The organism is Candidatus Hinthialibacter antarcticus, assembly GCA_030765645.1.
Classification (GTDB): domain Bacteria; phylum Hinthialibacterota; class Hinthialibacteria; order Hinthialibacterales; family Hinthialibacteraceae; genus Hinthialibacter; species Hinthialibacter antarcticus.
Window position 1 is genome coordinate 21,372 of the sequence record JAVCCE010000011.1, and the last position, 14,750, is coordinate 36,121.

Annotated in this window: 10 protein-coding genes, 1 tRNA gene and 1 riboswitch; of the genes, 5 read left to right on the plus strand and 6 right to left on the minus strand. The window is 49.9% G+C overall.

The annotated features are described in order from the left end of the window. Nucleotides 1–14 precede the first annotated feature (14 nt). From P9L94_03010 to P9L94_03030, 5 genes are all read left to right on the plus strand, one after another. A tRNA-Thr gene (locus P9L94_03010) sits at nt 15–87 on the plus strand. A 216-nt stretch (nt 88–303) separates the two neighbouring features. Beyond that, a complete protein-coding gene (locus P9L94_03015) occupies nt 304–555 on the plus strand; it encodes a hypothetical protein (GenBank protein MDP8243026.1) in 252 nt (83 codons plus the stop codon). Further along, nucleotides 552–1,187, plus strand: coding sequence for an SEC-C metal-binding domain-containing protein (locus tag P9L94_03020; protein ID MDP8243027.1), 636 nt, complete (start codon nt 552–554; stop codon nt 1,185–1,187). Before P9L94_03015 ends, P9L94_03020 begins: the two co-directional genes overlap by 4 nt. A 93-nt stretch (nt 1,188–1,280) precedes the next feature. After that, a complete protein-coding gene (locus P9L94_03025; GenBank protein ID MDP8243028.1) occupies nt 1,281–2,195 on the plus strand; it encodes a thioredoxin family protein in 915 nt (304 codons plus the stop codon). Nucleotides 2,196–2,366: 171 nt separating this feature from the next. Next, on the plus strand, nt 2,367–4,886 hold the full coding sequence (locus tag P9L94_03030) for a hypothetical protein (protein MDP8243029.1): 2,520 nt from the start codon (nt 2,367–2,369) through the stop codon (nt 4,884–4,886). A gap of 88 nt (nt 4,887–4,974) precedes the next feature. On the opposite strand, the gene P9L94_03035 is transcribed toward P9L94_03030, so the two are convergent. The 6 genes from P9L94_03035 to P9L94_03060 form a co-directional block, all read right to left on the minus strand. Next, on the minus strand, nt 4,975–6,252 hold the full coding sequence (locus P9L94_03035) for a hypothetical protein (GenBank protein MDP8243030.1): 1,278 nt from the start codon (nt 6,250–6,252) through the stop codon (nt 4,975–4,977). 11 nt (nt 6,253–6,263) lie between these two features. Beyond that, nucleotides 6,264–7,106 (minus strand): hypothetical protein, encoded by an 843-nt coding sequence (locus tag P9L94_03040; GenBank protein MDP8243031.1) that lies wholly within the window; start codon nt 7,104–7,106, stop codon nt 6,264–6,266. 144 nt (nt 7,107–7,250) lie between these two features. Next, nucleotides 7,251–7,436, minus strand: a riboswitch (cobalamin riboswitch). A gap of 341 nt (nt 7,437–7,777) precedes the next feature. After that, complete coding sequence (locus tag P9L94_03045; protein MDP8243032.1) at nt 7,778–8,416, minus strand: prepilin-type N-terminal cleavage/methylation domain-containing protein; 639 nt, start codon at nt 8,414–8,416, stop codon at nt 7,778–7,780. A 222-nt stretch (nt 8,417–8,638) separates the two neighbouring features. After that, complete coding sequence (locus P9L94_03050) at nt 8,639–10,210, minus strand: hypothetical protein (GenBank protein MDP8243033.1); 1,572 nt, start codon at nt 10,208–10,210, stop codon at nt 8,639–8,641. A 380-nt stretch (nt 10,211–10,590) separates the two neighbouring features. Then, a complete protein-coding gene (locus tag P9L94_03055) occupies nt 10,591–12,060 on the minus strand; it encodes a DUF1501 domain-containing protein (protein ID MDP8243034.1) in 1,470 nt (489 codons plus the stop codon). Between the two features lie 17 nt (nt 12,061–12,077). Continuing rightward, nucleotides 12,078–14,660: a DUF1549 domain-containing protein gene (locus P9L94_03060; protein MDP8243035.1), complete on the minus strand. Its 2,583-nt coding sequence runs from the start codon at nt 14,658–14,660 to the stop codon at nt 12,078–12,080. Nucleotides 14,661–14,750 lie beyond the last annotated feature (90 nt).

A 14,750-nucleotide genomic window follows, 5' to 3' on the forward strand; every position in this document is an offset into this window, starting at 1 on the left:
AACACGTCAAATTCGCCAACGTAGCTCAGACGGTAGAGCAACGGTTTCGTAAACCGTAGGTCAGGGGTTCGATCCCCCTCGTTGGCTTAAACTTACGACACGCTTCAACCCTCTACACACTTAATTAGCACGCAATTTCCGCCGCATTTCTTCTATTGAATAAAGTTGGTTAAAAACGCGCTGCAACATCGTTTAGCATACAGTATAATAAATCAAATAAGTTGACTTTTAACCAAGTTATCCGATACTATGTAGTTGGGAGTACCTAGAATAGTTTTGTTTGTGTTGAAAAGAGTCACGGCTATGGGTATTAAGTTAGAGAAGGAATTTGAGTTTTTTAAAGAAAATCAAAGGGTTTTAGTAGAAAAATACCCCAACAAAGTAATTGCTATCAAGAATTGTGTAGTAGTTGGTACATATGATAATGAACTTGACGCAATCACTAACCTTGATGGTATAGAAGAAGAAGGGACTTATATTCTTCAAAAATGCGAACCCGGAACAAGCGCGTATACAGCCTCATATTTCTCGAACGTTAATCATAACTGGTTATGAGCCCGTTAAATACCAATGCTCGCGCCTTCACTTTAGAGATTCACGATCCCAGGGTTATAGTTACTGAAGTATTAATTTCGAGAGCCTTCCCTAACGATAAGCCTCCTGCACCGGATCAAGTTCATTGTAAATACAACGCAATATGGGATACTGGAGCCACAAATACGGCTGTAACTCAGCGTGTTGTAGATGAATGTGGATTAACAACAATTGGTATGTGCGACGTCGGGACAGCGGGTGGAGTTCAGTCTACAACCTCTCATTTGATCAGCATGGCGTTACCGCACCGATTAGGGGTAAATGGCGTAAGAGTTAATCGTGTCGAATTAAAAGATGGTGTTGATGTCTTAATTGGGATGGACATCATTTCGCTGGGTGATTTTTCGATCACAAGGAGCCCATCAGGATTAATGCAGGTTTCATTTATGATGCCGCACGGTGATCCCATAGATTTTGTTCGCCAACTCGACTCTATTAATCCGGGTCATGTATCCAGAGTTGAGAATGGAGATTTATTTGCAAAGGGGACTCCAGTGAACCTTGGTACCAGGGTGGGTAGAAATGATTTGTGCCCATGCGGTAGCGGAAAGAAGTACAAAAAATGCTGTGGAACCAGAAGCCATAAAGGATAATTTGAAAAGTGAAGTTAATTTCAATTTTCTATTGCAAACGATTGCAATCCTGATTCGTAAGACTTGCGACCCTTGAATCCACGAGAAAAATACATGAATGCACCCGCCGCTTGCTCTCAGCGTATTTGTATCTACTTACTCACGGTCATTTTCTGCGCTCAAGTCTGTATCGCAGAAGAAGCCGCTGCGAAGCCCTCTTTCTACGACGAAAGCGGCAACGCCCAAGAGCTCATCGACCAGGCCTGCGCCCGCGCCCAACGCGACGGCAAGCGCGTCTTGTTGCAATACGGCGGCAACTGGTGCACCTGGTGCGTCTACCTGCATCACTTGTATGAGTCAGACCCTGAAATCAACAAAACGCTGCATTCGGAATACGAGATCGTGTATGTGGACGTGCGCTCCAATCGCGGCATCGAAAAGCAATTCGGCGCCGAGATTCAAGGCGTCCCCTTCTTAACCGTAATCGAACCGGACGGCAGCGTAGTGACGCATCAATCCACCGTCCCATTAGAAAAGGGGCGCGGTCACGATCCTAAATTAGTCCTGGCATTTCTCAATCAATGGAAACCCGCGCCGCGAGACGCAGTCGAAGAATATGAACGCGCACAGGAAACAGCGCATAAAGCCAACAACCCATTATGGACATATTATGTTGACGCCCCTACGTTTGAGTCAAATCACCTTGATGACTTTGTCGCCGACAAGAGCGCGGTGGCAATTCTTGAAAAACATTTTGTGATTTTAAAAATTGACGAAATCAGAATGCAAAACGTAGATGCGCTGAAGCAAAAATTAAAAATCACATCCCAGCAGCGCCCTTGGAACCGCATTCAAAACGGTGAAACCATATTGATGTTTCAATTCTTACCGCATAACCGATACGAAAACGCCGTTCAACGCAATTGGAAATCGATCAATGCAGCGCTTCAAAAATACTCGCCGCAGATGAGTGAAGCCGAACTTGTTACTCTACGGGATGTCTTCTTCAAAAAATCAATCAAAGAATAAATCATCAGCGGTGACAGAGAATTTCTCTCGCCGCTTTCTTTTTCATCCCTGCCGCACCCGAACGAAAAACACTCGCTATATTGCATTAATTTTCTTTTCCGGTTTACAAACATCTCTTTATCAGGCATATTTTCATATTGTCTATACATTTTTTTTCTAAAGGGAGAAACAATGAAACTCAAATATGGAATTTTATTCGCTATTGTAGCACTCGTTTCATACACATCATTCGCTCAAGTTGGCATCTTCGATACCAGCGAAGATATCGGCGATGCTGATGCTGTGCTTGGGCTGGCTGAGTTTGATAATGGCGTCTATTCGCTTGACGCCCTAACCAGCGAAATGAATGAAATTGCCCCCGATAATTTTCACTTTGCCTATAGTGAACTCTCTGGCAGTTTTTCCATTCAAGCCGACCCCGACGTCATTGGCGGTAGAGGCGGCGTCATGGTCCGTAACGGAAATGGCGACAGCGATGCGCACGCATCACTCTTGATGACCAACGATTTTAATATTTGGCCTCATATCCGCACGATTGACGGCGGCGGTTCGACATTTGACGGCGACCTTGAAGACGATACCACAGTGACAGTCCGTCTACTTCGAGCGGGCGACAGTGTTCACTTTTACCGGGTGAACTCTGACGGCAGCGAAGAGTTAATTCAAAGCGAAGTCATCCAGTTCACTAAAGACTCTGTGCTGGCTGGTTTAGCGGTTAGCGACAATGGCGCGCTCGCAGATTTCTCGAATGTTTCAATTGATGAACTGCCGTTAGACGTACACCGCACATTTCCGACATCTGATTACGCACCTGGCATGAGCATGACCGGCGTTTCGGTCAAAGCCAGTGTCCGCGCCGGTTCAACAGCGGACGGAACGGTCCAGGAAATCGCTCCCGTCGGTTCCATTGTAAGCAATGTTCAAGCCTCCGCCGGTGAAGTCGCGACTGAAGATAATGTAATGACATGGACATTATCCGGCCTGTCAGGCGACGCGACTCTTACCTATGACATCGTATTTCCAAACCGCTCCGTTGTGGCGTTTCCTGGAACCTTTATTGGTACGGGCATCCCCGTTGATAGTTTCATCGGCGGCGTATCGGTATTGCCGGCAGGCACACCGCAGTTTGGCGGCGTAACAGATCCAATCGACGTCAATCCATTTTTCACAACCGTCTTACAACTTGAAGATGGTACGCCAGGAACTTTATCAGGCGGTGAATTAGGGGAAGCCGATCCTGGTGGATTTGGCTTAGGCGTAGACCCGCGCACATCTGGTATTACCGTAATTGACACTGACGGCACCGTCAATCATGTCGTTTCGCTGCCAATTAATATTCAACAAGCAGGAACGTATTATTTATTTGGACTCGTTCGCGGCGAAGACGGTAACAGCGATTCGTGGCACTTTGAAATGGATGCGCTTCCAAGCGGCGCCGACGACAGCCGATGGAACATAACAAACAGCAAAACCTGGGGCGCCGACTGGGTTGAGCAAGAAGACCCCAACAATGATCCTCGCCCGTTCGAACTCACGGCTGGAATGCATACCATTTATCTGGCGAACCGGGAAGACGGCGCCAGCATTGACTGGTTAACAGTCACGACGAATCCGAATATTGATATCGCGAATTTCGACGCCTTTACCCGCATCTCTCAAATTTCCGGCAGAAGTATCGCCGATGGATTTCTCGCGCGTGGCGAAAACGAAACCACTGTCGAAATTTCAATCATATACCGCGACTTCACATCTTCAGTTGTGATTACAGAAACGCCTCCCACTGGATTCACAGCGTCTAACATAAATGCCAACGGCGGCGCAGCAACTTTAAATGCAGATGGAAGCATCTCTTGGGATATTTCAGGAGTGACATCACAAGAATTAACTTTGTCTTACACTCTCACGGCTCCTTCCAATGAAGGAAACACATTCAAGACCGCAATCATCACGGGCACACTAAACATTGAAGGCGAAGAACCCATCGAACTGAGCGGAAACGATTCAATCGTACTAGAAGGCAACGCGGTTGCTTCATCGGGTAAGACGGTCTATCACATGATTAACGTCGAGGCCGAAGAATTAGCCGACCTGATCATGGATTCACACTTAAGAAACCAATTTGGCTTAGAGATAATTCAAATTGATGACGGCGACACGCCCGGGTTTGAACGTCCAGCAGATTTATCCGGCGTCGACATGGCCATCGTGAGCGGCTCAGTCGGATCAGGAAACATTGGCGGGATGAACTACCATGTTAATGCGCCGGAACCTCTCATAACGTACGAGAGTTTCTTGTATGACGATTTTTCATTCTCCCCCGTCTTTGATTTTACGACGAGTACAGATTTAGAAATCATCGACAATGGCCACCCCATCACAGAGGGGCTTGATTTAGGTCTCTTAACAGTATTTCGCGAAGAAGGCGGCATCGCCTGGTCGAACCCGCCTGAAGGCGTTCGCATTCTCGCCACTCCTCCGGGCGAACCCAATAACGCTGCGGTATGGGTCATTGAGGCGGGCAGCACGGTAGACGGCAACACCATCCCGGGAATTCGCTTGGGACTGTGGAGCGGTACGTTTACAAATATGAGCAACCAGGGCATCGACTTGATGAACCGCATCATTGCGTATTCGTTGGGTGAAGACGCCCCTGAACCGCCCACTGCGATCAATGACTATATGCTCTATTGATGCTTACATAATTCGTAGCCTGTATACAAACGGGGCCGCATAACGCGGCCCCGTTTGTTATCTCACATTTTCAAGACACTATCAAAACTTAGTGTAAATCCCAGTTATCGACGACGGAGCCTACTTTTTGCCGAAGTACAATACTTCGATTTCCTTCATCATCACGCTCGATCCATACAACTGAGATTTGCCCAAAACCACTTGCCATCGGCTGAACGCCAATCGTCGGCGTACGGGCGTCATCAAAGTCGCCGCTCAGGTATATACGTTCAGAAACTTCAAATGTATTCGGATCAACAACGGCAAACACCACCTGAAAGATGCCGCCGAGGTCTTCCTGCCAAACCGCGTACAACTGATCGCCTGCATTGACGACGCTCAGTTGCGACGCGCTCAGCGAACCGTCGTCAATCATTGCAGCGTCTGACCATGCGCCTGATGTTGAACGCTTCATCAAATACACATGACTCAGGCCGTCTACCCGCTGAGAAAACGCCAGGAAAATTTCGCCCTGTTCATTGGCAATGATACGCGGCGGGTCAAAAAATGTGGACGCGTCTTCGGTGATGGCTTCGACTTCTCCCAGCGACCCATCGGCATTCACCATACGGCCCTGCAAGCGAAGATAACTCTGAAAATTATCTTGAACGCCCCATACAACATAGGCGCCGTCAAGCATCCCCGCAACATCAGGCATCCAATGTGAAGTCAAATCGCCTCCCAAGTCTTCACCCGTAATACGGAAAGGCTCGATTCCCCCAACGTCGCTGAATTCTCCGTTGCTGTTTGAACGGACATAGATATTCGAATTGTTGCCATCTAACGAAAAATCATACCACGCAGCATAGGTTATTGCGTTTGGAGAAATCGAAATCGTCGGCGTATATCCATTGTCACCGGAATGCCCTGCACTGGTATTGCTGATGCGTACATCCGAATCGGAAAATGATCCATCCAAAGGCATCCGGTCAAGATAAATTTCGATGTTGTCTATGAAGTTTCCCGCTGCGGTTGCATTTCGGTAGTCCTGCCAAATCACTGTAACATCGCCGCCTGGAGCCACAACCATGAAAGGATGTTTTCCACCGAATGTCTCGTTATCAACGCGAACTGGCGTCTCAATTTGTTCTTGCAAAAATGAGACATACATAATTTGGTCGCCGGGCATATCACCATCAGGAAGCGAGTATGTAAGATGCACTCGTCCCTGTTGATCAACGCCCAATGCGCCGCGTGGATTACGTGCAAATTCCAACGCTTTTGTGGATTCAACCAGAGTAAGAGGCGTATCAAACTCAACCGCCGTCACAGTCAAACTAAAAAGCGATATCGTAGAAAATGCGATTAGGCTGCTTATATATTTCATCGAATTCGTTCCTATCGTAACAACGACCAGCCAGCGACCGATGATTGTGAATTGAACACTTCTTCATGAGTAATCGGCTGCGGGCTGTCGCCCCATTGACCGAACAGCCAACCTTGAACCTGCCCGCCGTAGACGAGGCGATCTCCGACGCCGACCGCTGATGAAACCCACTCATCGTTCGCGTTCAGATCATGCAACGCCCACGTCGGATCGCTTGCGGAAAAGTCGCCGAAGCAATTGTCGGACGGATGCCCTTCTCCATCAATCGCGCAAACCGCAGAGCCAAATGAGTAATGCGCCGCGACTAAGTCCAACCCGCTTTGCTGCAAGAGTTGAAAGCCGGTCAGCGTCTCGCCGTAGAAGTCCACCACGCGAACTGTACGCGAACCATCAAGGTGATTGATGACGAGGCCCGCCTGGTTTTCGTATTCACATAACGCCTCGAACGACGACTCCGGCAGTTCCACTTCGCCCCAGGCGCCAAAAGCGAACCCAAAGATCGAGCCGTCTTGCGCCGTCGCGCTTGAAATGCCCACCGGAGCCGAAACCCAAGCGCCGTCTTCACTCACGAAGAAGTTCCAGAACCATCCATCAGGATGCGCGTCGCAATTCGCCGCGCCGTCGTCATGCAGATAACAAACGTATGATCCAAATTCGGAACTCTGCGTGGCTAACTGAAATCCCGAACGCTCCAACAGGTCTTCCACCGTGAGGAACGCGTCTTCAAACTCAACGCAACGCGAGATCGTTTCACCGGTGGAATTTTGAATCAGAATTCCGGCGCGGTTCTGCGCCCAGCTATTTACTGCGGCGAACAACAAAATGCTCAATGCCAATACTGATACGACTTTCATTTGATTCCCTTTCTTTTTGCCGCAGGAAACAAAAGTGAGGTTCAAGCGGAAATCGCGCAGGCAGGACGCAAAAACGCCCGGCCTCTTCTCAGAAACCGGGCGTGCGCGATTAAATTCCGCGTGCCACTCTCTCTGTCCCCGAAGAGGTGACATCGCCTATCGGGCCGGTCTCCTGGCTTCCGAAGATGTCGCGCTTCGCCTTCTCATCCGAACGCCGGACAATGGCAATTGAAGCGCTCTGCTTCGGTTACAGTGGCGGGACCGCGCCGGACTTTCACCGGCTTCCCGTTTCAGCCGCGACATGCGGCCACCCAATAGGGAGATGATGGAGGTACCTTATCAGAAGCCAGTTTGATTACAAGCCCCGAAATAAAAAAAGGTTCATCCGGTAAGTGAGTACCTACATTGATGGATGGTCATGTTTTTGATTATGAAAACGTATCCCGGCGTATCAATAATTGACAAACCAATTCAGGCATGGGTGCGACTCGGGGAGCGCCTGTGCATAAGGGCCTGAAAGCCCGCACTGAAGCGAGCAGAGGTGTACCCATGCCACATGCAGCGAAATTTCAATCAATGTATAAAAAAGCATCCAATTAACGGAAGAACCTAAAAAAAGGCCGAAGGAAAAATCCCTCAGCCTTTTGAACACTCGTTTTGTTAAACCGTGTTTAGCAACCGCCGCTATATTGCTTAATCGAACCAGGCAACAACCCGACCGAGAAGCAGCCGCGTTGAAATTCACCGCCAATTCGCCAGCTGTCGCCATTGGAGAGCAAGCCGTTGGAGACATCAAACGGACGAATATGAACGCCGAATGGAAACGAGTCGTGTGCGCCAATATCGTCATCTGAATCAGGGCCGAGTCCGTTCAAACTCCAAGCCTGAACGCACTGAGGCGAATCGGGACAACCATTATCAGCGCCGGTGCCCATTTCATAATCAGGCCGACCGTTGCTTGCATACGCATTGGTGTCGCCGAAACCCAATGTCGCAGCGAGGTCTCTGTTGGCAAACACTTGTTGGGGTACGCTTGATAAATAAGAAATTGGCGACGTCAAACTGAAGAGACCATGCTCATGGCCGCCTGCATAATTATCCAAATCATGGTCGTTTGGGTACGAATTATTATCCATCCGGTACATTTCGAGCGCATCAGAAATGGTTTTCATTTGCGATGTTTCACGGGCGAGTTTGGCGCGCAACTGCGCGTTCAAAAAGTTGGGCACCGCAATCGCAGCCAAAATTCCAATAATCGCGACAACAATTAATAACTCAATCAATGTAAAAGCGTTCTTTGTGCGGCGCATCTATTTCACCTCAAGCAGGTTTTATGTTTTCTTCTGGTGAGCGTCGTCAAGGATGAGGGTTCTGTTGAAGATATTTAATTATAGTTCTTTACAAATATCCGTACAGTCATTTTGTTTCATCCAGAAGAAAAATATTTTCATTGAATGAAAGACAAAAGGGGATGAGTAATGACTACTCATCCCCTCGATTATCAAACCATCAACTCAATTGACGAGACCAAATTAGAACAGTTCCCAATTCGGGACTGACGTTGATGTATCCGCAGTAACGCGAACATTATCAATCGCCCAGAAACCTTCCATGTCATCATTGCCATTGGGGAAGTCAGGCGCGGCTTCGTCTGTTGGGTCAGATGCCGATGCAAAGAAACGGAAGACAACATTGCTGCTGCCCGCCGCTTGAGGAACTTCCAGATAGTGGTGATCGAAGAACGGCGCTTCACCATAGTTCATGAGGGCGCCCAGATAATCGAAAATATCTTCAAAATCGCCGCCGTCAACGCTAACTTGCACTTTGTATGACTTTGCGCCAGTAGTGCCAGCCAAAAATTCAGAGTCAAAATCGATGTAAGCTGCAACTGCGTTGCTCAAGTCGAGTGACGGAGTATCTAAAGCAGCAGTTTCAGGTTCGGAACCATCAGGCGTTCCAAACGGTCCTTCTTGATACAGAGCGTAACCCTGGCCCGCTAACATGAGCAACCAACCACCGTCGGTCATGCCCTTGGGGTTGAAATCGGCGTCCGGGGTTTCCAAATCGATGACAACGTCAAACGATTCGGCTTGTTTCAACAGGTCAATAAAGACAGGTACGCCATTGATCAGTTTGAAGGGTTCGCCTGGCAATTCAGGGTCTTCGATCCCTTTTGTATCCCATACGATGGGAGGAATGCCGTAGTAATCGTTCAATGGATCAGCCGAAACGGTATTCAGGTTTTCGTTGTTCCATGCGGCTGGAATTCCGCCTTCGAAATCTTCAGTCAGAATTTCAACGGAACCTGTCGGAGGAGGCGTGTTATCGATAACAACATTATCAACTGCATACCACCATGCGTCCGCTGTTTCATGCCAACCAAGGCGAATACGAACATCCGCCTGATTTTCAACGGAAGCAGGCAATGGAACATGCCAACGACCGTGAATCCCCGCAAAGGTTTTCAACGAAGCGGGATTGTTCGGGTCCGGCCCAATGCTAGGCCAGCCGTCAATCAATGCCGAACCCGTCGGGTTGCCATTCACATCGGTTGGGGTGTTGAACGCATCGATTACGCGTTCAGGTTCAACGGCGATCCAGGCGTGTTGCCAGGTTGCGCCCCCGTCGGTTGACACATCAAGAAAAGCAAACGCTTCACCATTGTTGTTGATGTCGATCGCCGCGTCCGCATGGAACCAGACAGTGCCGCTGCCGCCGACTGTGCTGAAACTGGGCGAAAGCGCGGAGACTTGAGCGCCCGAGCCAATATCATCAGAGCCGCCAGCTTTGTCTGAGTCAGAGAACAAGAACGGGCTATTGGTCGGCAGACCATTCGCCATGGGCGGATACTCGACGCCGGTGTCTGCACTCGGTGCAGGACCAGCAGGCCAGATGTCTGCGGTCGGTTCTGCGACGCCAAAATCAACGCCTGTTTCTGTAACAAACTCGTTGCTTGTGAATTCCCAACCACGTGATTCAGCGCCAGCCGTACCGCCCGTGTTAAAATCTTCTTCTACAAAGACCTGGGCCTGGCTGGTGTTAACCATAGCGCACAACGCAAAAGCTGTTGCAGCGACCGTAGTAAAACGAAAAACTTTACGCATACTGACCTCCAAAACCTATTATTTTTTTGATGTATTAGCAAAGATGATGACGCAATATTTTTGAATCATGAAAACAATATAGGAAAAACAATAAAAATGAATACATAAAAATCAGATTAACGAAGAACTAACAACCTATATAACAAAACATTTACTCTGAATAACTCATCTAGTTTTATATAAGAAAAATAATCCCCTTGCTCTTTCGCAACAAAAAAACATACATAACAATGCCTTTTTCTAAAAAAAGGCAAATTACTTCTAATAATTGTGAATCAACAAAGATGAAAAAAACGAGGTGTATAAGTAACGGCTACTTAGTAAAACCACTCTAACGGAATCCTAACAAACTACAAAAATAAATGTTTATAAAATGTCGTTTATGCAATCAACTTATCGACAACATTGCCAAATACATCCGTCAATCGGAAGTCGCGGCCCTGAAAACGATAAGTCAATTTTTTATGTTCTAAGCCCATGAGCCGTAGGATCGTCGCATGTAAGTCATGCACATGCACCGGGTCTTCCACGACGTGATATCCCAAATCATCGGTCTTGCCGACGGTGGTTCCCGCGTTCACGCCGCCGCCCGCCATCCACATAGTAAACGCGTGAGGGTGATGATCGCGTCCAAAAAACGTCGAGCCGTTACGCGCCTCATTCATTGGAGTGCGACCAAATTCGCCGCCCCATACGATCAGCGTTTCATCTAGCAGGCCGCGTTGTTTCAGGTCTTTGATGAGCGCCGCAATCGGTTGGTCGGTTTCTTTGCAGCGTTGCGGAAGCGAGTGCATGATGTCGTCGCCCTCGCCGGTGCCGTGCGAATCCCACCCCCAATGATGCAGTTGCACCATGCGCACGCCGCGCTCAACCAGTCGCCGCGCGAGCAAACAGTTGTTCGCAAACGACGCCTTGCCGGGGTTCGTGCCGTACATCTCATGGATGGCTTGCGGTTCCTGCGAAACGTCCATCAGTTCGGGAACGCTGCTTTGCATCCGGTACGCCATTTCATATTGTCCCATGCGAGTGAGAATTTCCGGGTCGCCCATTTCTTCAAACGACAGGCGGTTGATATCATTGATGGCTTCGATGGATTCTTCACGAACATTGTGGGGAACGCCGTCGGGGTTCGAGACGAACAACACCGGATCGCCTTGCGAGCGGAACTCGACGCCCTGATAAATCGTTGGCAAAAACCCGCTGCTCCAACATGACTTGCCCCCGTCAGGCTGCTTGACCGAAGTCAGTACGACATAGCCGGGCAGGTCGCTGTTTTCCGTACCCAATCCATACGTCAACCAGGAACCCATGCTGGGCCGGTTTGGTTGAAACCATCCATTCAACATAAACAATTGAGCGGGCGCATGATTAAACTGGTCGGTGTGCATCGAACGGACGACCGCAATGTCGTCGGCGATTTCTGCGAGGTGCGGCATCAGTTCCGAGATGACGACGCCCGACTGACCGCGCTGTTTAAACTCATACGGCGATCCCAATAATTTTGGCGTCCCGCGAATAAACGCAAACTGGTCGCCTTTCAAAAACTCGTCAGGACACGGTTCGCCATTATATTTGTTGAGCGTCGGTTTGGGGTCGAACAAGTCCAATTGCGACGGCGCGCCCGCCATGTGTAAAAAGATAACGCGCTTCGCCTTAGCGGGAAAATGAGGCGCGCGCGCAGCCAATGGGTTTGCGGGCGCCTGCGGCGCTGCGTAGCCGGAGCCTTGCAGCAAAGACGTAAGCGCAAGCGCACCCAAACCAAGGCCTGATTCTTTCAAAAAATAACGCCGCGTCGTCTCTTCAACGTCGCGAACGGTTTGCAACGGCGCCTCGCGTGCTTTGTTTTTCATTGCGGCGACATCCTCAATCAAGTTTTATTCAGGGTCTCATCTAAATTTAAAATTACATTGGCGGTCATAGTCCACGCCGCTAGCGCCGCAGCGTTTTCTTTGCTTTCAACGCCAATCACTTGCTGCGCTTTATCCGGGTGTTCACCATAAAAAACAAGCATGGATTGGTAATACTCCATCAGCCGCTTGGATTCCATCCGGTTGGGTTTTCGCACAACGCAACGCCGAAAGCCGTATTCGATTCCCAATTCGGTTTGGTCTTGCCCAGCCTTCATCATCAACCGCGCCAGCGACTGCGCGGCTTCAAAATAGGCGGGGTCATTCAACGTCACCAACGCTTGCAACGGCGTGTTGGTGCGAATGCGGCGCGTACAGGAAATCTCGCGGCTGGTTGCGTCAAAGGTTACAATCGCAGGATAGGGCGCGGTGCGCTGCCAGTGCGTATAAACGCCGCGACGGTATTGATCGCCGTTCGCGCTGGTTTTCCATTTGACATTGCTGTAGGGCATTTGCCAAATGCCTTCGGGTTGAAAGGGAAACACGCTCGGCCCGCCCATTTTTTCGTTTAACAATCCACTCGCCGCTAACGCTTGATCGCGAATCAGTTCCGCAGGCAAACGAAAACGCGGGCCTCGCGCAAGCAAGCGGTTGTCGGGGTCTTGTTCCCAAAGTTCCGGCGACATTTTCGATTCTTGGCGGTACGCGGCGGACGTTACGATTCCATACAATAACGATTTCATGCTCCAGCCTTGCTGCATGAAACGCACTGCCAAATAATCGAGCAAGGGCTGGTTGACTGGAGCTTCGCCGCGTGAACCAAAATCATCCAGGGTTTTTACGATTCCATAACCAAAAATCTGCCCCCAGACCCGGTTCACAAAAACGCGGGCGGTCAGTGGATTGCGCTCGCTGACCAACCAACGCGCAAGCCCCAAGCGGTTGCGCAAAGCGTCCGGCGGCAGCGGCGGCAACACGCGGGGAACGTCCGGCGAAACCTCTTCACCGGGCGAGAGATAACTGCCTTTATTCAAAATATGCGTCGTTCGCGGTTGCTCCATCTCTTGCATGACCATCGTGGTCGCAATTTGCTTGGGCAGTTTCTCCGCCAACCGGGCGCGTTTGTTTCTTGCGACGTCAAGCGAGGGCGCAATCGAAAGCCAGTGGCTGGTCAGCCGTTTCATCGCTTTCGCGTCCCGTTCGCTCATCGGCGTTTTTATAATCGCCGCGACATCCGCCGGCGGTTGTTTTTCTTTTGCGGGAACTAACGCCATCCAGGAAACCTGATCGAAGCGCACTTGCTGGTCCCACTGCATCATGCCGCGTTCCAGTTCGGGCGTTATTGTAGATAGCGTTTTGTCGAGTGCGGCAATCTGTGGGTTCAACTCATTCATCAAGCGCCGTTCTTCGTCAGAAAAAAGCGACACCGTCGGGCCGTCTGCTTGCGCTTCAAAGCTTTGAATCTGGCGAATCTCCGGCGCATGGTTATTGAAGAACGCCATGAAGCGATAGTAGTCCTCTTGCGAGTAAGGGTCGTATTTGTGGTTGTGGCATTGCGCACAGGCCAGCGTGCTCCCCAACCAAACAGAGGCAGTCGTATTGGTGCGGTCAATGACGGCTTCAACGCGGTACTGTTCCTGATTGACGCCGCCCTCTTCGTTAATCATTGTGTTGCGGTTAAACCCGGTCGCGATTTTTTGATTGCGGTTTGCGCCGGGCAACAAGTCGCCGGCGATTTGCTCAATGGAGAATTGATCATAAGGCATATCATCATTGAAGGCTTCAATCACCCAATCGCGATAGGCCCAAATCTCGCGCGCCCGGTCTTTTTCAAAACCGTGCGAGTCCGCATAACGAGCCAGATCAAGCCAATGCGACGCCCAACGCTCACCATAATGCGGCGACGCCAGCAGTTCATTCACAACCTTTTCATACGCATTGCTGGAACTGTCGGCGAGAAACGCGTCAACTTCAGCGGGTTTCGGCGGCAGTCCGGTCAGGTCCATATAGACGCGACGGATCAGGGTTTCTTTCGAGGCTTCCGGCGACGGCGCCAAGCCTTCATCTTCCAGGCGTTTCAAAACAAAGCGATCAAGCGGAGTGCTCGCCCACTTCGGGTTTGAGGTCAATGGAGGCAGCGGCAAAATGGGGCGCTGATACGCCCAATGTTTTTTTACCACGGCTTGCTTTACGCCCACCTCATCCGGCCAAACGGCGCCCTGCTCCACCCACGCCGTGATCGCAGCGATTTCCTCCGGGCTAAGCGGGTCAGCGCCCATCGGCATCTGCGGCCCCTGCGAATCGCCCGCAATTCGAGCAACCAGCAGGCTCTCGTCCGGCTTCCCCGGTTGGATAATCGCGCCGCTCCAACCGCCTTTCATCGCTGCGGCTTTCGCATCCAAGCGCAGGTTGGCCAGCTGTTGTTTCTCACCGTGGCAATCCAGACAAGCGCGTTCAAAAATCGGGAAAACCGACTCGGTGAAATCGAGAGGCGGAGAAGACGCCGTATCATCTGCCGCAAACGCCGCCAAACATGCGGTCCCGATAAAGAGGAAAACTATAGTGGAACTATAAAAAAATCGTCTAACCTTAATATCAACCATGTCCTTCATCATATTTTATGGTGAACCGTAAGAAACAGGATATAAAAAATCATTATCAAGACTGTCAACAAAAAAGTCAACACAATTTCA